The organism is Agathobaculum hominis, assembly GCF_014288055.1.
GTDB classification, from domain to species: Bacteria; Bacillota; Clostridia; order Oscillospirales; family Butyricicoccaceae; genus Agathobaculum; species Agathobaculum hominis.
Genome location: NZ_JACOPK010000002.1, coordinates 258129 through 277778, shown reverse-complemented (window position 1 = coordinate 277778; position 19650 = coordinate 258129). Strand labels below are relative to the sequence as shown.

At 60.4% G+C, this 19650-nt stretch carries 20 protein-coding genes and 3 tRNA genes; 7 read left to right on the top strand and 16 right to left on the bottom strand.

Translation table 11 applies throughout. From position 1 onward, the window contains the following. Positions 1–243: 243 nt before the first annotated feature. From H8S02_RS03145 to H8S02_RS03075, 15 genes are all read right to left on the bottom strand, one after another. Complete coding sequence (locus H8S02_RS03145; protein ID WP_186969260.1) at positions 244–1674, bottom strand: sensor histidine kinase; 1431 nt, start codon at positions 1672–1674, stop codon at positions 244–246. 3 nt (positions 1675–1677) lie between these two features. Then, complete coding sequence (locus H8S02_RS03140; RefSeq protein ID WP_118683928.1) at positions 1678–2358, bottom strand: response regulator transcription factor; 681 nt, start codon at positions 2356–2358, stop codon at positions 1678–1680. Between the two features lie 86 nt (positions 2359–2444). After that, entirely contained in the window at positions 2445–3125 is a 681-nt protein-coding gene (gene tsaA, locus H8S02_RS03135) for a tRNA (N6-threonylcarbamoyladenosine(37)-N6)-methyltransferase TrmO (RefSeq protein WP_186969259.1), read from the bottom strand. Between the two features lie 115 nt (positions 3126–3240). Beyond that, positions 3241–3316, bottom strand: a tRNA-Val gene (locus H8S02_RS03130). Positions 3317–3319: 3 nt separating this feature from the next. Beyond that, positions 3320–3394: transfer RNA gene (locus H8S02_RS03125), tRNA-Glu, on the bottom strand. Positions 3395–3406: 12 nt separating this feature from the next. Then, positions 3407–3483 (bottom strand) — tRNA-Met (locus H8S02_RS03120). Between the two features lie 67 nt (positions 3484–3550). Further along, positions 3551–4387, bottom strand: a complete 837-nt coding sequence (locus H8S02_RS03115; protein WP_186969258.1) for a transglutaminase domain-containing protein — start codon at positions 4385–4387, stop codon at positions 3551–3553. Positions 4388–4463: 76 nt separating this feature from the next. After that, the gene (locus H8S02_RS03110; RefSeq protein WP_186969257.1) at positions 4464–5246 is read right to left on the bottom strand and encodes a hypothetical protein; all 783 of its coding nucleotides are present in this window, start codon (positions 5244–5246) and stop codon (positions 4464–4466) included. A 129-nt stretch (positions 5247–5375) separates the two neighbouring features. After that, a complete protein-coding gene (gene prmA, locus H8S02_RS03105) occupies positions 5376–6338 on the bottom strand; it encodes a 50S ribosomal protein L11 methyltransferase (RefSeq protein ID WP_186969256.1) in 963 nt (320 codons plus the stop codon). 63 nt (positions 6339–6401) lie between these two features. After that, a complete protein-coding gene (locus tag H8S02_RS03100) occupies positions 6402–7448 on the bottom strand; it encodes a hypothetical protein (protein ID WP_186969255.1) in 1047 nt (348 codons plus the stop codon). A gap of 49 nt (positions 7449–7497) precedes the next feature. Then, the gene (locus H8S02_RS03095; RefSeq protein WP_186969254.1) at positions 7498–8988 is read right to left on the bottom strand and encodes a S41 family peptidase; all 1491 of its coding nucleotides are present in this window, start codon (positions 8986–8988) and stop codon (positions 7498–7500) included. Positions 8989–9054: 66 nt separating this feature from the next. Then, on the bottom strand, positions 9055–10752 hold the full coding sequence (gene argS / locus H8S02_RS03090; protein ID WP_186969253.1) for an arginine--tRNA ligase: 1698 nt from the start codon (positions 10750–10752) through the stop codon (positions 9055–9057). A 48-nt stretch (positions 10753–10800) separates the two neighbouring features. After that, entirely contained in the window at positions 10801–11220 is a 420-nt protein-coding gene (locus H8S02_RS03085) for a DUF1934 domain-containing protein (RefSeq protein WP_186969252.1), read from the bottom strand. Between the two features lie 18 nt (positions 11221–11238). Beyond that, entirely contained in the window at positions 11239–12051 is an 813-nt protein-coding gene (gene murI, locus H8S02_RS03080) for a glutamate racemase (protein ID WP_186969251.1), read from the bottom strand. Then, positions 12044–13114, bottom strand: a complete 1071-nt coding sequence (locus H8S02_RS03075) for a D-alanine--D-alanine ligase family protein (protein ID WP_186969250.1) — start codon at positions 13112–13114, stop codon at positions 12044–12046. The genes murI and H8S02_RS03075 overlap by 8 nt, the downstream gene beginning before the upstream one ends. Before the next feature lie 213 nt (positions 13115–13327). On the opposite strand from H8S02_RS03075, the gene H8S02_RS03070 reads away from it, so the two are divergent. The 3 genes from H8S02_RS03070 (at position 13328) to H8S02_RS03060 (ending at position 14885) form a co-directional block, all read left to right on the top strand. Beyond that, positions 13328–13522 carry a PspC domain-containing protein gene (locus H8S02_RS03070; protein WP_186969249.1) on the top strand — a complete coding sequence of 65 codons (195 nt, stop codon included), beginning with the start codon at positions 13328–13330 and terminating at the stop codon, positions 13520–13522. A 21-nt stretch (positions 13523–13543) separates the two neighbouring features. Next, complete coding sequence (locus H8S02_RS03065) at positions 13544–13933, top strand: hypothetical protein (protein ID WP_186969248.1); 390 nt, start codon at positions 13544–13546, stop codon at positions 13931–13933. A 64-nt stretch (positions 13934–13997) separates the two neighbouring features. Further along, positions 13998–14885, top strand: coding sequence for a GIY-YIG nuclease family protein (locus H8S02_RS03060; protein WP_186969247.1), 888 nt, complete (start codon positions 13998–14000; stop codon positions 14883–14885). A gap of 97 nt (positions 14886–14982) precedes the next feature. On the opposite strand, the gene H8S02_RS03055 is transcribed toward H8S02_RS03060, so the two are convergent. Continuing rightward, complete coding sequence (locus H8S02_RS03055) at positions 14983–15570, bottom strand: HD domain-containing protein (RefSeq protein WP_186969246.1); 588 nt, start codon at positions 15568–15570, stop codon at positions 14983–14985. A gap of 230 nt (positions 15571–15800) precedes the next feature. On the opposite strand from H8S02_RS03055, the gene potA reads away from it, so the two are divergent. From potA to H8S02_RS03035, 4 genes are read left to right on the top strand one after another with little or no spacing between them, the layout of a single operon-like run. Next, positions 15801–16853, top strand: a complete 1053-nt coding sequence (potA, locus tag H8S02_RS03050; protein WP_186969245.1) for a spermidine/putrescine ABC transporter ATP-binding protein — start codon at positions 15801–15803, stop codon at positions 16851–16853. Positions 16854–16885: 32 nt separating this feature from the next. Continuing rightward, entirely contained in the window at positions 16886–17701 is an 816-nt protein-coding gene (locus H8S02_RS03045; RefSeq protein ID WP_177278990.1) for an ABC transporter permease, read from the top strand. After that, positions 17698–18501, top strand: a complete 804-nt coding sequence (locus H8S02_RS03040; protein WP_302655392.1) for an ABC transporter permease — start codon at positions 17698–17700, stop codon at positions 18499–18501. Before H8S02_RS03045 ends, H8S02_RS03040 begins: the two co-directional genes overlap by 4 nt. Then, the gene (locus H8S02_RS03035; RefSeq protein WP_186969244.1) at positions 18498–19541 is read left to right on the top strand and encodes an ABC transporter substrate-binding protein; all 1044 of its coding nucleotides are present in this window, start codon (positions 18498–18500) and stop codon (positions 19539–19541) included. The genes H8S02_RS03040 and H8S02_RS03035 overlap by 4 nt, the downstream gene beginning before the upstream one ends. Positions 19542–19650 lie beyond the last annotated feature (109 nt).

Sequence of the window (19650 nt, the reverse complement as noted above, 5' to 3'; positions counted from 1 at the left end):
GCATGGACCAAAGTCCATGCCCTTGTCTGTCGATAAAGTCTGTTTTCGCACCAAAACAGCAATCGCGCATCAGCGCGCATTCAAAAGCGTTTGCTGCGCAAACGCATCCAAACCGGGGGCGTGTACCTCGGTTTGGATACTTTGAGAGGGAGAAAGTTTCCGCATGGGAACTTTCGGACGTCCGTGTTCTGCGTAGTCAGAACACAGATTGTCGGCGAAACGTCAGTTTCGCGACAGTCTTTTTTATATCTTCGCGAGCGGAAGCGTAAACTCGAATTCGGTCTCGCCGCCGTCCGAGCGGACGGAGATCTCTCCGCCGTGCAGGTTGATGATATTCTTGACGATGTACAGACCGAGGCCTGCGCCGGTCTTGTCCATCGAACGCGAACGATCCGCCTTGTAGAAGCGGTCGAACACGTGCGGCAGATCCTCGGCGGAAATGCCTGCGCCGGTGTTCGAGATGGAGAACGCACAGAAGTCGCCCTCCGGATGGGCGCGGAGCGTCAGCCTGCCGCCCTCGTCGATGAACTTCACCGCATTGTCCACCAGGTTGTATACCGCACGGTACAGATGGTCGCGGTCGCCCATGACGATCAGCCGGTCATCAAGCTCGCACTCCACCTCCAGCTTCTTTTTCTCGATCTTCTGCTCGAAGGAGAGGATGATCTGGCTCGTCATGGCGGAGAAATCGAACGGTGCCGGACTGAGCAGCAGCTCACCCGACTGGATCTTCGCCGCGTCGAGCATACGGTTGACCATGCGCGACAGACGGCGCGTCTCCTCCGCGATGATGCGCAGATACTTGTCGCGCTGCTCCTCGGGAATGGTGCCGTCGATCATGCCGTCCACGAAGCCGCCGATCGTCGTCATCGGCGTTTTGAATTCATGGCTGACATTCGAGATAAAGCCGCGCGTCAGCTCTTCGAGCTGATCGAGGTCGCTCGCCATATTGTTGAACGAGACCGCCAGCTCGTCGATCTCATAGCAGTGATTATCCTCGGGGACGCGCACATCGAAGTTGCCGGAGGCAAATTCCTTCGCCGCCGCCGCGATATTCTTGATCGGGCGCGTGATATGCTGCGACAGAATGAACGAGATAATGAGCATCGCGGCGAGCGTCACGAGCAGGATGAGCACGAGCGTCTGCGTCGAATGCCGCACAACGCCGGCCGTTGCCGGGTCCTCGCAGGATACAAAGATGAGCGCCGCGACATTGCCGTCGCTGTCGCGCACGCAGCTGCCGACCGTGTAGCTCGTCGCCTCAGTCAGCACGCCGACCGAACCGACCGCGGCATAGCTGCCGCTGCGCGTGAGCTCGGAGACCACCTCGGCCGGCACGCGGTAGCCGCTGACGCTGTAGGTGGAGCCGTTCGGATGCGCCGCCATCTGCACCTCGCCGCTCTCGTTCGTGACGAGGACGGTCAGCTCGTCCTCCTTGGCGATGCGCGCGATGGAAAGCATGTACAGCTCGCGTATCACGTCCGAGTCCGTGCCCTGCATGACCTTGCTCTGCTCGGCAAGGCTCTGCACCGTGGTCTTCAGCTCGGTCTGCTTGGCGCGCAGCGCGTAGCTCGCCATCTGATGATAGAACACGCTGCCGGCGAGCGCGAACGCAACGACGATCAGAATAAAGTGGGTCAGGTACTCCTTGAAGAAAAAGCTGCGTTTTTTCATCGCTTACTCCTTGGTCTCGAACTTGTAGCCGACGCCCCAGACCGTTTTCAGCTCCCATTTATCCGACACGCCCTCGAGCTTTTCGCGCAGGCGCTTGACGTGCACGTCGACCGTGCGCGTATCTCCGAAGTAGTCGAAGCCCCACACCTCATCGAGCAGCTGTGCGCGTGTGAATACGCGGTTGGGACTGGAGGCGAGAAAGTACAGCAGCTCGATCTCCTTCGGGGGCGCGTCCACGCGCTTGCCCTTGATGACGAGATCGTAGGCCTGCTTGTCGATCACGAGATTGTCGAACGACAGCTTTTCGGGTGCGTCATCGGGCGCGATACGCCGAAATACCGCGCGCACGCGCGCGATGACCTCGGGCATTTCGAGCGGCTTGACGATGTAGTCGTCCGCACCCATCTCCAGACCGGAAACACGGTCGGCCGTTTCTCCCTTGGCGGTCAGCATGATGATCGGCACGTCGCTTTCCGCGCGGATCTCCCTGCAGACCTCCCAGCCATCCATGACCGGCATCATGACATCGAGCAGCAGCATATCCGGCTTGTCCGACTTCCATTTTTTTATGCCCTCGACGCCGTTTTCAGCCTCGAGGACGGTATATCCCTCGCGTTCGAGATACAGGCGCAGCAGCTCGCGGATGTTGGCCTCGTCCTCGACAATGAGTATCTTTTTGGGCATAGTTCTCCCCCCTGCTTTCGATAAAAATATCTATGATAATTATAACGCAGCCGGAAAGCGATTGCATTAACAAAATGTTAAACCGGTCAAACTTTTTCCGCCGAGAGCACGGTCAGCACGCCGTCCGCAACGGTGAAGCGAACCTCGAAGCCGCCGAAGGGAAAGCCGTAGACGCGGCCCGCCTCATGCTGATAGCCGGGACGGGGGTCCTGCGCGAGAACACGCAGCAGAGTCTCTCGTTTTTCCTGCGGCAAGGCGTCCAGAACGCCCTCCGCGCACTCGACGCGCACGGCGTCCCCCGCGAGGGCAAAGCTGCCCGACGCCTCGGGATGCGAATCGGTGTAGGCGAGATAGGGCTTGATGTCGAAGATCGGCGTACCGTCCATCAGATCCGCGCCCGAAATATGCAGCACCGCCCCCTCGGGCGTGCCGTATTCGACGCGGTGCAGGCGGACCGAGGACAGGCCGATGGCGTTCGGCCGGAAGGGCGAGCGGGTCGCGAACACGCCGACGCGGCGGTTGCCGCCGAGCTTGGGCGGACGGACGGTCGGAGACCAGCTCTCGCGCACCGCTTCGGAGAACTGCCAGATGAGCCAGAGATGCGAGTATTCCTCGATGCCGCGCAGCGCGTCCGCGTTGCGGTATTCCGGCTCGAAAACGATGCGCGCCGGCACGTCGGCAAGGCCGCTCTGGCGCGGGATGCCGAACTTGGTCGGAAAATCCGTGCGGATGCGCGCGATGATATGTGTCATGACGGTTTCAGACATAGACGTACCTCTTTTCGGAAACGACGGCTGACGGCGGGCGGCAGCTCGGCTTTTGTTTGTCTGCACTCAGAATTTTTGAAAAAAGAAAACCACTCACAGAAGTGAGTGGTTTCGTTGGTGGAAGTTAACGGGCTCGAACCGCTGACCCTCTGCTTGTAAGGCAGATGCTCTCCCAGCTGAGCTAAACTTCCATTTGGTGACCCGTGGGGGAATCGAACCCCCGTTACCGCCGTGAAAGGGCGGTGTCTTGACCGCTTGACCAACGGGCCAAGAGAAAAAAGTGGTAGCGGTAATTGGACTTGAACCAATGACCTTCCGGGTATGAACCGGACGCTCTAGCCAACTAAGCTATACCGCCGTTTGCTTTTCTCATCGTCGCCCTCTCGCTGACGACTTGTTTATAATACACCATAATCCGCGAAGTGTCAACACTTTTTCGAAAAAAACTTTAAGAAATTTTTAAAAAGATTTTCCGGCCCGTTTTCCGCTTTCGGAACGCGCTCCTCCCCGAGGCTGTCGAGCGCCTGCTCGCAGAACACACGGTCCCACTCATGCGTCTCAGCAAGCTGCGCCGCGTTCACCAGGAAGAACTCCTCGGAGACGTACTGTCCCCGGTCGGGGACCGGATCGTCAAACGTGCAGTCGATGAACCAGGTCCTGCCGTCCAGACGCACGGCATTCCAGCCGTGGTTCATCTGCTCGGAGGCAACGTAGACCGCCGGGATGCCTGCCGCATCGCACAGCATGGCGTAGGCGCGGCCGTAGCCGGCGCACACGGCCCTGTGGTCGAGCAGCGCGCCGTCCGCCGAAAACGGCGCCGTCGAGCCGTCAGGCTGCTCCTGCTGCTCGGTATCGACATCGTATTCGCACATCCGCACGAGGGCGTCATGCAGCGCGCGCAGCTTCTGCTCGGCCGTCATGTCCTCCGTGATGCAGTCCGCGGCGAGCGCCGCAGCATAGGCCTTCGCCTGCGCCTGCCGTCCGGGGCGCGACACCTCCACGCGCAGGTCGGTCGTTTTGTTCGCGCGCACGGTCGCGTGCAGCGCAAAGGCATACGGCCAGCGCGCCTCCAGCGCGCGGTAGACCGTGTCCGGGTCTACCTCCGACGAGCGGAAGCGCACCGGCTCCTCTCCTGCCTGCTGGAGCAGCTCCGCCGCCTCGAACGGCGTACTCACGCGCTCCGCCGACAGGTACGGATACCACACAAGTCCTGCGCTCACCGCGAGCAGACACAGCAGCAGCGCCCAGACTGTCCTGCGCATCCGTGTTCCCCCCTTCTCAAAAGCAAAACGGCGGACGACTGCGTGAGCCATCCGCCGCATTCTGCGAACAAATAGATTACATCAGCTTGACCGTGTAGTAAACCGCGGTCACGAACAGGTATGCCGCTGCCGCACCCATCACGACGAGCATATGCGCCGGAGCGAACAGGACGACTGCGGTCAGCACCGTCATGAGGATCGGCGTTACGGTCATCATCAGGAAGGCGTTGCTGCTGAAGCGTGCCTCTGCCTTTTTTCCGGTGTTCTTCGCCTTGCCCTGTCTGCCGCGAACGGAATTGACGACAGCGATCTGCGCAACGGTCAGAACCGCCGCCGCGATCAGAACGGCATACGCCATCCAGGTGAAGTTCGAGGAAACGAGGGCGCGGTGTACGAGCCACATCATGCCGAGCGCCGCACCGCAGTCCACGGTGATCACGAAGAACTCGGTCGAATAGGAATGGTAGACCAGATAGAATACCGCGAGAACGGGCAGGATCACATAAAGCGCCTTAATCGGAGCGATGCCGATGTAGCTGATCGCGCTCATGCAGACCGTCATGACAACGCTTGCGATCAGCAGATTGCGTCCGCAGATAATGCGGCGGGAGCCGTTTCTGCGGCCCGTGCGCTCCATGCCGAGCATGACCAGACCGCCGACGACACCGATGATGCCGATGGCGAGCAGGATTCTGGTAACGATGAGACCGATCATGAACGTGCTGCCGTAGTTGAGCAGGCGCTGAAGGATCATCAGCACCAGAACGCCGAGCAGGCACACGCTGAACACGGTCAGCACCTTGTTTGTTGTATATTCTTCCTCAGAAATTGGCTTTTTGCCCACATTGCTTTTTGCCAACGAAGTACACTCCCTCTTTTTACATATTTCCGCCTGCGTACAGCACTGCTGCCAGCGCTGCGACAGGCGCGGTCTCACACCGCTTATCGGCCTTTTGGCAAGGGAACAATCAACAAATCATTCCAAAAATCATTTTTTCGCGGTAAACGCGCTCCAGTCGTCGCTCTTCGCGTGATTTACGACCTCGAAACCCGCCTTTTCGAGCGCCGCACGAACCTCGTCCGCGCGTTCGTTCAGGATGCCCGAGCAGATGAGCGTGCCGCCCTCGGCGGTTTTCGCGAAGAACATCGGCGCCATGCCGATGATGACGTCCGCCACGATGTTCGCAACGATGACGCTGTAGCCGCTGCCGATGTCCTCTGCGAGCTTTTCGTCGCGCAGCGCATCGCCGCACAGGCCGCGGCCGATGCTGACATGGTTCTTTTCGGCGTTCTCCTGCGCCGTGCGCAGGCAGTTTTCGTCGATGTCCACGACCGTACGCACCTCCGCGCCGAGCATGGCCGCCGCGATGGCGAGGATGCCCGAGCCGGTGCCCATGTCGAGCACGGTGTCGCCCGGCTTTACGTTGTCCTCGAGCGCGCACATGCACAGCTGCGTGGTGTCGTGGCTGCCGGTGCCGAACGAGGACGCCGGGTCGATCTCCAGAATACGGCGGCCCTGCGCGTCGTCCACGGTCTCCCACGACGGCTTGATCATAAAGGAATGGCCGACCGGGAACGGCTTGAAATACTGCTTCCAGCCCCACTCCCAGTCCTCCTGACGGGTGAGCGCGGTCTCGGTGACCAGACGGCCCCAGGCGTGCTCCTCGTCGCGCGCCTTGAGGTTTTCGAGCGAGGTACGCAGCGCCGCATACTGCTTCGCGCCGGCCTCATCATCCGAAAGATAAATCTTCAGACAGGTCTCCTGTGCGCGCTTTTCGCGCACCAGATCCTCGTCAACATAGTCCCAGTAGATCTCGGTATCCTTGAGAAATTCCTCAAAGTCTGCGGCATCCTCGAGCACATAGCCCTCGATGCCGTTGTCCTCCAGAACCGCCTCGACCGGGCCGATGCCCTCGGTGGTAGTGTAGATGGTGACTTCTCTCCAGTCCATCCGTTCTCTTTCCTCCTTGTTATCGCCTCATTATAGACGTATCCGGGTCTGTTTTTGTTCCCCTTACAGGCGAACCAGACCGTATTTTCTTTCCCAGTAATGCACGACCTCATCCGGCTGCTCCCAGGTGCCGTCGTACAGCGCCAGACCGGGGAACACGCGCAGGCCCTTTTCGAGCAGGTCTGCGTTCTCCGCGCACAGGCAGATCGGGCGCGAGATCATATACCGGCATTCCTCGAGCGCCACAAGGTCATCCTCGGTCTCGAGCACGAGCTTGAACGCGCCGGAGTCATCCTCCGCCTCGAGCAGATCCTCGCCCAGACGCGGGCCGCATTCGATCTCGTCGGAAATGTCGATCGTCGGATCGATGAAGTGCGCGTTGGTGCCGTCGGGAGCAAGGATAAAATCGTCGTGGTCGCGCACGATGCTGCGGCAGTCCGCCTTCTCGTCGAGCGCGCGCAGGAGCGCCGGAACGCTGTCTCCCTCCGCCGGAACAACGATCTCCGTGTTGTAAAACGGCAGGTTTTCGTCGATCCATGCGGACGGAACGCACACGCCGAGCGACAGCCGCGCATAGGGCGCGGTCTTTTCGAGCGCTTCGGAGAGCTCCTCCATACTGCGGGCGCGCAGGATGACGGTCGTCACGCCGATGCGCTGCAGAACGCCGATGGCCGCGCGCACGTCCGTGCCGTCCGCGAGGTGTCCCTCATCGTCCTCGAGCGTCAGCTCCGCGATGACCGTCCGGCCGCAGATGTCGCCGAGCGCCAGCACCGCTGCGCGCAGAGCCGCAAAGGTCTCCGAGCCGCGCAGATAATAAAACGCAGCGTCCTCGTGCAGCCTGCCGCGGAAAGCGTCCTTGCACAGACCGATATAGTACAGCGTTACCGGGCGTTCGGTGTCCTCATCCTCTTCGTCGGGTACAGGCGGGCAGTCGAGCGCAATACCGACCGGAAGCGGATCGAGCGTCCTCTCCCATTCGTCGCAGGCGGCTCCGTCCGGGGCGACCGCCCCGGCAAACCGGTCCGGGTGTTCCCGCCATAAGGGAACGTCGTCCGGAGAAGTGAGCATAAGCTGCGGCTTTCGGCCGCTCTGACTTAAAGGTACGTCCACGATAGTTGTTCCTCCCATGCAGACATTTTAATATATCTTTGTGTCGTTTTTATGAATTTCGTTTCCATGTTCCGTCCGGACTCACGGTATACTGCTGCGGCTTTGCCGCCGCGAGACGGCAGATCTCGAGCGCCGACTGCATCTGCATATCGAGCGTGTAGGTCTTGCCGGAGAGCGCGGAGATCGCGTCCGAAAGCGCGGAGAGCATCTCAGGCGAAGCGCAGGCCGCCGCCGGCAGGTCATAGCTGCTGCAGAAGCCGGTCACGGCATCGAGCACATCGCCGTTAAAGGTGTTCGTCGGCTCGCCGATGAGGCCGAGCAGCTGAAGACGCTCGGTCATCGCGTAAATATTGTCCGAGACCTCGCCGAAGCACATGGTCCTGCTCGTGTCGAGCGCATGAAGGGCGTCCTCACGCACGCTGACCGTGCTGTTGCCGACCTGGATGTCCGGGGTCAGGCCCCTGCCCTCCCAGCAGCCCTGGCCGGGCAGCTCCATTTCGAGCGTTGTGATGACCAGCTTGTCGCCGTTGATGAGCGGCAGGTGCATCTGACCCTGCCCCTTGCCGTAGGTCTTTTCGCCGACGACGGTCACGTTTTCCGCGGTATCCTGAAGGATGCCCGTGAGCAGCTCAGCCGCCGAGGCCGTGCCGCCGTTGACGAGAACGACGATCTTGTTCAGCGGCAGACCGCCGCCGGTCGAGACGGTCTCATCCAGACCGCCCATGTCGTCGCGGTAGCGCACGCCGGCGAGCGTCACGCCCTTGTCCGGCGTCATGGCGTTGGCGATTTTGAAGGCGACGTCGATCAGACCGCCGCCGTTCCCGCGCAGGTCGAGCACGACCGCACGGGTATTCTTCTTCGCAAGGCCGTTCCAGATCTCAGAGAACGCCTGCCAGTCGTTTTCCGAGGCGAACGAGCTGATCTTGATATACTCGACGCCCTGCGTCAGCGTGCTGTTCGAGACGTAGACCTGATTGACCTGACGGCGCATGATCGAAACCGTGATGTCGCGGCCCTGACGGCGCACGGTCACGCTGACCGTCGTGCCCTCCTGCCCGCGCAGCTTCGAGGCTACATCTGCGGTCTCCGCGCCGCTGACGTCCTCGCCGTCGATCTTCACGATAAGGTCGCCGATCTGAAGGCCGGCCTCCTCGGCCGCGGAATAGCGCATGACCTCGCCGATCTGCACGCCGCCTGCGGTCTGCTGCAGGCCGACGCCGATGCCGACAAAGCCCTCGAGCGTGGAAAAGCCCTGCGAATACTCCTCGCTCGACAGATACATCGAATGGGTGTCGAGCAGGCCGAGGATATCGTTGATGACATCATACATCTCCTCGGGATGCTTTTCCAGATATTTGTTGATATAATTCTGAAGCACATACGGGTCATGCTCGGTCTTGATGCTGAACGCATCGATCAGGCTCCACACGCCGTCGAACCACGTTTCGCTCTGTCCGTCCGCCGTGATGGCGCCTGCCGGCGCGGTCAGCATGGCCGCCGAAAGCGCCAGTGCCGTCAGTCTTTTTGCTGTTTTCTTCATGAAATATTCTCCTCACGCGCTCCGCGTGACGATTGTCTGCTGCCTGTCAGTCAACTCCACAGCCTGTTACATCGACTCCGGCGCCTCTACGCCGATGAGCTTCAGCACGTTCCCGATGGTCTGCTTCGCTGCAAGGCACAGGGTCAGACGCGCGTCGCGCACCGCCGGCTCCGCATCCTTGATACGGCAGGCGTTGTAGAAGTGGTGGAACTGCTGCGCCAGAGCGACGGCGTACTTATTGAGGCGGGACGGGTCGCGGCTGACGGCCGACTGCACGATCTCCTCGGGCAGCAGCGCGATCTGCTTGATGAGCTGGCGCTCGTCCGAACCGCTCAGCACGGACAGATCGGTCTTTTCTGCGTCCGGCAGCGCGATGCCGCTCTCCTGTGCGTTTCTGAGCACGGAGCAGATGCGCGCGTGCGCATACTGAACGTAGTACAGCGGGTTGTCGGAGTCCTGCTTGATGGCAAGGTCAAGGTCGAACTCCATCTGGGTCTCAGCGGCGCGGCTGTTGAAGAAGAAGCGCGCTGCGTCTACCGGGATCTCGTCGAGCAGGTCGGTCAGCGTCAGGCTCTTGCCGGTGCGCTTGGACATGCGGACGACCTCGCCGCCCTGCATCATGCGCACGAGCTGCATGAGCACGATCTCCAGACGGTGCGAGCCGTCGAGACCGAGCGCGTCGAGCGCGCACTGCAGGCGCTTGACGTGGCCGTGATGATCCGCGCCCCAGATGTTGATGACGCGGTCAAAGCCGCGCTTCTCGAACTTGTTGCGGTGGTAGGCGATATCCGCCGCAAAATAGGTGTAAAAGCCGTTCGCGCGGCGCAGGACGTCGTCCTTGTCGCAGCCGAAGTCGGTCGAGCGCAGCCAGAGTGCGCCGTCCTCGGTCTCGTAGGTCGCGCCCTTCGCAGTCAGCAGGTCGATGGTCTCCTTGACGTAGCCGCTCTCATGCAGCGTCGACTCGCGGAACCAGACGTCATAGTTGATCTTGTAACGCTTGAGGTCGCGCTCCATGCGCGCGATATTGGTCGGCAGACCGTAGCCCTCGATGATGGCGAAGCGCTCCTCCGGGGTCTTTTCGAGCAGGCTGTCGCCGTACTGCTCGACCAGATCGTGCGCGAGCGCCTTGATGTCGTCGCCCTGATACCACGAAGCGTCGAACTCGATCGCGTCCTCGCCGCGGATCTCCTGAATATAGCGGCCCTCGACCGAGTGCGCGAACTTGTCTACCTGATTGCCCGCGTCGTTGATGTAGAACTCACGGGTCACGTCGTTGCCGGACCAGTCGAGCACGGAGGAAAGGCAGTCGCCCAGAACGCCGCCTCGCGCGTTGCCCATGTGCATCGGACCGGTCGGGTTGGCGGAAACGAACTCGACCATGACCTTTTCCGGCTTTGCGGCCTTGGTGCGGCCGTAGTTTTCGCCCATCTCGAATACGCCGCGGACGGCCTTCTCGTACCAGCTCTGGTTCAGAGTAAAGTTCATGAAGCCCGGGCCTGCGATGGTCACGGTGTCGAAGATGCTGTCCTCGAGCTCAAGGTTCGCGACGATGCCCTCTGCGATCTTGCGCGGTGCCATGTGCAGCGGCTTTGCGCACTGCATGGCAAAGGTGGACGCCCAGTCGCCGTTGGAGGAATCCTTCGGGGTCTCTACTGCGACCGGCGGGATGCTGCCCTCGGGCAGCTCGCCTGCTGCAACAGCCTTGTGATAAGCTGCCTCGACGACACGGGTCGCCTCAGCGCGTGCGATTTCATATGCGTTCATTCGTACACTCTCCGTTTTATTTTAATGATTGACTTTTATTTATATGATTTATGATACGACCATTTCAAAATGGTGTTCGCCCATCAGCGAGTTGTCCACCTCGACGGTGTAGTCGATGACGAGGCGGCCGCCGTTTTCGCCGACCGTGTTGCACACGTGCGACGTATGCGTCGCGATCGTCATGTCCTGCCCGATAGGGGTCTGATACAGACCGACATGGCGCTCATCCTCGGAAAACAGCATGTGCGAGGGGAAGGTTCCCGTGCGGATGAGGGTCACGGTCTTGCCGTCGAGCTTGACGGTGGTCTTGGTGCCTTCGAGGCCGGTCAGCTCGCTTTCCTCGTAGGCGATATAGTATTTTCCGCCGCGCTCATAGAGCGTCGCTGCGGTTTCAAGGTTGACGCGCTCCTCGTCGCAGCCTTCGAACTGCTGCCGCGAACGGATGGTCAGCCAGACATCTTTTTTCATGCTGTCAAATGCTCCTAATCAAAACCTGGAAATATCGACGAGTCCGGCGTTGGTCTCGACGTCCTCCTGCAGGAACAGTCCTGCAAGGCGGTCGAAGCCGGCCGGGTCGTCCGAAACATAGTACCGCGTGCCGCCCGGGCCGTCGTTCGGGTTGAACTGGGTCGAGGCGAGGTTGGCGGCCTCCGCGCCCGAGTCGATGAGCGTCACGTCCGGACCCATATAGTCGGAAATGACCTCCTCGAGCAGCGGATAGTGCGTGCAGCCGAGGATGAGCGTATCCACGCCCGCTTCCTTGAGCGGCGCGAGGTATTCCGCCGCGACCGTCTCGATGACAATGTCGCCCCGATGCACTCTGCCGTTCTCGACGAGCGGCACGAACAGCGGGCACGCCTGCGTGTACAGGCGGAGCGTGCCGTCCTTTTTGTGCAGATATTTTTCGTATGCGCCCGACCGCATGGTCGCGGCGGTGCCGATGACGCCGACCCTGCCGTTCTGCGTCATGGTCATCGCGCGTCGGCAGGCGGGTTCGACCGTGCCGATGATCGGAATGTTGTTCTCCTCCGTGAGCAGATCGAGCGCCACAGACGAGACCGTGTTGCAGGCGATGACGATGGCCTTGAGGTCGAACTGCCGCAGGAACGCAACGTCCTGCCGCGCATACTTCACGATGGTGTCGCGGCCGCGCGTGCCGTAGGGTACGCGGCTCGTGTCACCGAAATAGATGATGTTTTCCTTCGGCATGAGCGCATGCAGGCGGCGCACTGCGGTCAGACCGCCCATGCCCGAGTCGAACACACCGATCGAGCGGTTGTCCGGCGCGCGCTTATCCATGATGCTCCTCCAGCGCCAGAGAGATCAGGCGGTCGAGCAGCTCCGGATAGCGGATGCCCTCATAGTCGAACAGCTTGGGGTACATGCTGATCGAGGTAAAGCCCGGAATGGCGTTCAGTTCATTAAATACGACCTCGCCGCCGTCGTGCGTGACGAAGAAATCGACGCGCGACAGGCCGCGGCAGCCGAGCGCGGTGTAGACGCGCAGCGCGTCCTGACGGACGGTCTCGAGCTGCTCGCCGGTGATGTGCGCCGGGATGTACAGGCGGGAGCTCTCGTCCTTGTACTTCGCATCAAAGGTATAGAACTCCTGCGTCGGCGCGATCTCGCCGACCGTGGACGCCTGCGGATGCTCGTTGCCGAGGACCGCACACTCGACCTCATGGCCGTCGATGAACTCCTCGACGAGGACCTTGCTGTCCATCTTGAACGCCTCGGTCAGGCCCTCGGCCAGCTCGAGCATGTTGTTCGCCTTGGCAACGCCGACCGACGAGCCCTGCGAGCACGGCTTGACGAATACCGGGAACGAGCCGAGCTGCTCGGCCGCCGTGCGGACAACGCCCTCGGGGTTGCACGCGAAGTCGCACGCGAGCGCGAGATAGTAGCGTGCCTGACGCACGCCCGTGCCCTCGACGACCTTTTTGGTCAGCGACTTGTCCATCGTGTTCGCGCTCGCCGCAACGCCGCAGCCGACATACGGGATGCCTGCCAGCTCGAGCACGCCCTGCATGGTGCCGTCCTCGCCGCCTACGCCGTGCAGCACGGGGAACACGCAGTCGAGGCGGACGAACTCGGTCTCGCCCTCGCGCAGCAGCACGAGGCCGTGGATGCTGCGGTCGGGCGGCAGCAGCGCCGGAACGAGATCGTTCCTGTTTTCCCATGCGCCGGACTCGATCGCGTCCGCGTCGCACTCCGGCAGATAGTACCACCTGCCCTCGCGCGTGATGCCGACCGCATGGATTTCATATTTCGATTTATCAAGATTGCGCAGAATGGATGCGGCAGACAGGCACGAAATGTCGTGCTCACTCGAAATGCCGCCAAAGATCACAGCCAGTTTCATTTTTCTGTTACGCCCTCCCAGTGTTTCGTACTCATACTTATACGGATACCATTATACGCCATCCCCCGTTCGATTACAATGTAAAAATACATTTAAACGCGCATTGTTCACACAAAATTTATATTTCTGCGGCGGTGTTTTTCTACAGTCTTTCGTCAGTCTCTTGACGAAACCGCGAAAACAACGTATGATAAGGAAAAGGAGCTTTGACTTATGAACGGTAAAAGACTGTATCGCAGCGAGAGCAGCCGCATGCTCTGCGGCGTCTGTGCAGGCATTGCGGAGTATTTCAACCTTGACCCGACGCTCATCCGTCTGGCCTGGGCGCTGTTCTGCATCCTCGGCGGCAGCGGCGTACTCGCCTATATTCTTGCCGCCATCATCATCCCGCCCGAAAGCCGGGTCTGACAAGCAAAGGAAGTGACCGCCATGAGCGAAAACGATAAGATCACAGAAGAAACCGCAAACGACACCCTGCCGGCCGAGGTCGAAACCGACCTTGCAGAACAGGAGACCGATGTCATGCCTGCCGAGCCGGAGGAGGAGGAAATCGCCCCCGAGGACGTCAAAATCTTCGGCATGCCGCGCCATGTGTTCCACTGGACCGCGATCGGCGCCGCCGGCGGCTATATTCTGGCCGGCGTTGTCGGCATCATCGGCGAGCAGCTGCCCGGCTCGCTCTTCGAGACCATCTCGGGCAAAACGAATGCGACCGTCTGGGCGGTCGTTGTAGGCGCGATCGGCTACTTTTTCAGCTCCCGTGCGTACAAAAAGCGCAAGGCCGCTGAGGAATCCAAGGAAAATACAGAACAACTGTGAGCAAAAGCAGCGGAGCGCAAAAATCCGCTGCTTTTTCCTTATGAAATGGAAAAGGAGATTTATCATGCCGATTTTTGACCGAGATCATGCCGACTCCCCCGAAAAAGCCTATGTCTATATCCTGCGCTGCGCGGACGGGACGCTGTACTGCGGCTGGACGAACGACCTTGCCGCCCGTCTGGACGCACACAACAGCGGAAAGGGCGCGAAATACACGCGCGGCCGCGGTCCGGTCGAGCTCGCGTACAGCGAAATGTTCGACACGCAGAGCGAAGCCATGCGCCGCGAGGCCGAGATCAAAAAGCTGACCCGCTCGCAAAAACAGGCGCTGCTCGACAGCCAGACCGGCGGCGAAATGCTGACCGTCTACGACGCGGCCGACCGTCCCTGCGGCGCGCGTCCGCGCCGCATCGTCCACGCGCAGGGTCTGCGCCACCATGTCTGCCATCTGTGGGTCGTGGGCGTGCGTGACGGCGTGCGCGGCATCTGGCTGCAAAAACGGCAGAACGACCGGCCGCTCTATCCCGGCTTCTACGACCTGACCGCGACCGGCCACATGGACCCCGGCGAAACGCCGCTCACCGCCGCGCTGCGCGAGGCACGCGAGGAGATCGGACTGCACGCGGACGAATCCGATGTCGCGCCCGGCGGCAGCTTCCGCCAGCGCTATGTCCGCGCGGACGGCGGCTTTGATGACGAGCTTTCGTTTGTCTTTCTCATGCGCCGGGACGGCGTGCCCCCGTTCACGCCCGGCCCCGAGGTCGCGGAGATGATGTTCGTGCCGCTCGAGGACTTTGCCCTCGCGCATCTCGACCCTCACGACCTCCCTGCGCGCGGCATGGACGGCGCTCCCCTCACGCTGCCGCACGAAAAGCTCGCCTGCCTGCACGGCGAGGAATGGAACGGCGTGCGCGAGATCATCGAGCACCTGCTCGATGATGACCATTTGTAATATCTTCAAATTTTATTACATACAGGTAATAAATCACCCCGGTGCAGACCTTGTGCACCGGGGTGATTTTATACTTTTCGTCATATTATACGCTGCGTTATTTTTTAAGGCTGCCCTTTGCGATGTTCTCCTTGAGGATGCAGTCGGTCAGCTCGTACAGCCTTTCCGAGCCGAGGCGGCTCTTTCGCTGGCGGCCGTAGACCTGCTCGGCGTTCACATCATGCTCCGCCCAGTCGCTGCCGCCGTTCGAGTTGTTGAGCAGGAGCGGCTGGAGATTGTCCATCGTGTGCGCAAAATGCGCCTCCGGGGTCTCGTCCGCTTCGAATTCATCGAAGATCGCGCTGAGCGTCTGCTTCTGATCGTCAGGCAGCAGCGAGTACACGCGCTCCTTTGCGGCCTCCTCCCGCGCCTTCTGCGTCGCAAGCCCCTCCCTGTCGTAGGCGTAGGTATCGCCAGCGTCGATCTCCACAACGTCGTGAATCAGGCACATCAGCATGACCTTCGCCACATCCACCCGCTCGTTCGAATATTCCTGCAAAAGATATGCCATAATGGCCATATGCCAGGCGTGCTCCGCGTCGTTTTCGCGGCGGCCATGCCCCGAGAGATGGGTCTGGCGGAATACGTTCTTCTCCTTGTCAAGCTCGAGAATAAAATCAAGCTGGCGTTTCAGCCGTTCGTCCATGTTTACCGCTCCTCGCTGTATTTTCGTTCTCTCACAGTATAGCACACTGCGCCCGCCCCGGCCAGTCCTCCGACGTTCATTTTTCGCCCGTTCTTCGACGTATCTCTACATTTTCTTGACATTTCGCATAATTCCCTATAAGATGTAAACAACAATATTAAATTACCGCCCCAAATAGAGCCGTTTTCCCGCTCGGTTTGGGGCTGCATCCTGTCTGGAGAGTGATATAATTGGCTGACAGCTTGATTGAACTGCATGACCTCAAAAAAGAATTTGACGGGACCCCGGTGCTCCGGGGCATCTCGCTCGACATCAAAAGCCGCGAGTTCGTGACCCTGCTCGGTCCGTCCGGCTGCGGCAAGACCACCACCCTGCGCATCATCGGCGGCTTCGAGCAGCCCGACAGCGGCGACGTTCTGTTCGAGGGCAGGCGTCTGAACGACGTGCCCCCCTACCGGCGCGAGATCAACACCGTTTTCCAGCGCTACGCCCTGTTCCCCCATCTGAACGTTGCGGAGAACATCGCCTTCGGCCTGCACATCAAGAAGATGAACCCTGCCGAGATCAAGCTGAAAACGCGCGAAATGCTCTCGCTCGTCGGCCTTTCCGGCTTCGAGGCGCGCGATGTGACCAGCCTGTCCGGCGGCCAGCAGCAGCGTGTCGCCATCGCGCGTGCGCTCGTCTGCGAGCCGCGCGTGCTGCTGCTCGACGAGCCGCTCGGCGCGCTCGACCTCAAGCTGCGCAAGGATATGCAGATCGAGCTCAAGCGCATTCAGCAGCGCACCGGCATCACCTTCATCTACGTCACCCACGATCAGGAGGAGGCGCTGACCATGAGCGACCGCATCGTCGTCATGAACCACGGCGTCATTCAGCAGGTCGGCAGCCCGACCGACATCTACAACGAGCCGGAAAACGCCTTTGTCGCGGACTTCATCGGCGAGTCCAACATCATCGACGGCGTCATGCTCGAGGATCGGAAAGTCGAGTTCTGCGACCGCGAATTTGAGTGCGTGGACAGCGGCTTCGGCCATAATACCCCGGTCGACGTCGTCATCCGTCCGGAGGATCTGCGCCTCGTGTATGCGGGCGACGGTCTGCTTCAGGGCGTGGTCGAGTCCATCGTGTTCAAGGGCGTGCACTACGAGATGATGGTCCGCACTGAGCACTTCACCTTTACCGTTCATTCGACCATGGCTGAGCCGGTCGGCAAGACCGTCGGTCTGACCGTGATCCCGTTCGACATCCATATCATGCACAGGAGTGCGGAGGCGCAAGCGTGAAAAGATCATTTGCCTACCCCTACGGCGTATGGATGGCGGTCTTTATCATCGCGCCCATCCTTCTCGTCGTGCTCTACGCCTTCCGGTCCGCGGACGGCGGCTTCACTCTGTCGAACTTCAGCTGTCTGCCCGGCTGTCTGCCGATCTTCGCCCGCTCGTTCTGGCTCGCGCTGCTCTCGACGGTCATGTGTCTCGTCCTCGGCTACCCGATGGCGTACATCATGAGCCGCCTGTCCCCGAGCCGCCAGAGCCTGTGCATGATGCTCATCATGCTGCCGATGTGGATGAACTTTCTGCTACGCACCTACGCATGGATGTCCATTCTGGAGAACAACGGCTTCATCAACGGATTTTTCCGCTCGATCGGCCTGATTTCCTTCCTCCAGACGCATTTCGGCTACACGCTCGACTATATTCCGCTCATCAACACACAGGGCGCGATCGTGCTCGGCATGGTCTACAACTTCCTGCCGTTCATGGTGCTGCCCATCTACACCGTGCTCATCAAGCTCGACCGCAGGCTGATCGAGGCGGCGCAGGATCTCGGCGCACCGACCCATCTCGTGTTCCGCCGCGTCATCGTACCGCTCAGCATCCCGGGCGTCATCTCGGGCATCACGATGGTGTTCGTGCCGTCGGTCTCGACCTTTGTCATCTCCCAGATGCTCGGCAGCGGCAAAAACCTGCTCATCGGCGACCTCATCGACCTTCAGTTCATGGGCGGTGCCTACAATCCGCATCTCGGCTCGGCGATCGCGCTCGTCATGATGCTCCTCATCTTCCTGTGCATGTGGATCATGAACAAGTTCGATGACGGCTCGGGCGAGGAAGGAGGTCTGCTGCTGTGAAAAAGTTCTTCCGAAATTTTTATCTGCTGCTGATCTTCCTGTTCCTGTACGCGCCGATCGCGGTGCTCATGCTCTATTCCTTCAACGATTCCAAGTCGCGCCGCATCTGGCACGGCTTCACGACAAAATGGTACGTCGAGCTGCTCGGCGATGCGGATATTCTGCACTCGCTCTACGTCACCCTGCTCGTCGCGGTCATCGCCGCGGTTCTGGCGACGCTGCTCGGCACGGTCGCGGCCATCGGCATCCACAACATGCGCCGCCGCACGCGCACCGCCTACCTCACGGTCAACAACATCCCGATGTCCTCCTCGGATACCATCATGGGCGTAACGTTCATGCTGCTGTTCGCGGCCATCGGTCTGGACAAGGGCTATCTGACGCTCATTCTGGCACACGTGACGTTCTGCACGCCCTACGTCATCCTCAACGTCATGCCCAAGCTGCGCCAGCTCGACAAGAACGCTTATGAGGCGGCGCTCGACCTCGGCGCGACGCCCCGTCAGGCGCTGCACAGGGTCATCCTGCCCGAGATCATGCCCGGCATCGTCACGGGCGGCATCATGGCGTTCACGATGTCGGTAGACGATTTCGTCGTTTCCTACTTCACCGCCGGCACGACCAGTCAGCCGCTTTCGGTCGTCATCTACTCGATGACGCGCCACCGCATGACCCCGAAGATCAACGCAGTCTCGACGCTGCTGTTTCTGTTCGTCCTTGTGCTGCTCATCGTCATCAATGTACGCCAGTCGCGCGACGAAAAGCGCCGCGAGGCCGCGCGAAGGGAGGCTGCATCATGAAACTGCTCAAGCGAACGCTCGCTCTGACGCTCTCCGCCGCCATGGTGCTCGGGCTGCTGTCCGGCTGCGGCAGCGACGTCTCCGCGAATGTCCTGAACGTCTATAACTGGGGCGAATATATCGACACAGACCTGCTCGACCGGTTCGAGCAGGAGACCGGCATCAAGGTCATCTACAACACCTTCGACTCGAACGAAAACCTGTATTCGCGCATCCAGACCACGAGCTATGACGTGATCATCCCGTCGGACTACGCGATCTCGCGCTTTATCGACGAGGATATGCTCCAGCCGCTGAACTTCGACAACATTCCGAACATGAAGTACATCGACGAGAAGTACACCCATCTCGACTTCGACCCGGAGCAGAAATACTCGGTGCCCTACACCTGGGGCGTAGTCGGCATCGTCTACAACACGAAATATGTGGATGAGGCCGACACCGGCTCGTGGGATCTGCTGTGGAACCCCAAATATGCGAACCGCACCGCGATGTTCAACAACTCGCGCGACGCGCTCGGCATCGCGCTGATGTACCTCGGCTATTCGCTCAACACCACCGACAAGGACGAGCTGCGCGAAGCGGCTGACCTCATCATCGCCGGAAAACCGGTATATCAGGGCATCTGGATGGATCAGATATTAGAGAAGCTGCCGGCCGAGGAGATCGTTGCTGCGCCCTACTACAACGGCGACGCGGTCACGATGATCGACGAGAACCCCGATCTCGCGTTTTACGTCCCGAAGGAGGGCACGAACCTGTTCGTGGACGCGATGTGCATTCCGAAGAACGCGAAGAACGTGGATGGTGCGGAGAAGTTCATCAACTTCATGTGCTCGACCGAGGCGGCGATGGCGAACTGGGAATACATCGGCTATTCCAGTCCGCACACGGGCGTATACGAACAGCTCGACGAGGAGACCAGAAACGATCCGCTGTACTTCCCGGACACGAGCGCCTACCCAACCGAGGCCTACACGAACCTTCCGAAGGACATTTCGCAGTATTATAATGATCTGTGGGTGGATATCCTGACCTAAATTCCAGGGGGGACGCTGTCCCCCCTGGATACGTTTTCGGTTCCGGAGAAACCGAAAACGATACCCCCCTCGCCCCTGCACGGCAGGGACGGCCGCGCCGCCGCGGCGC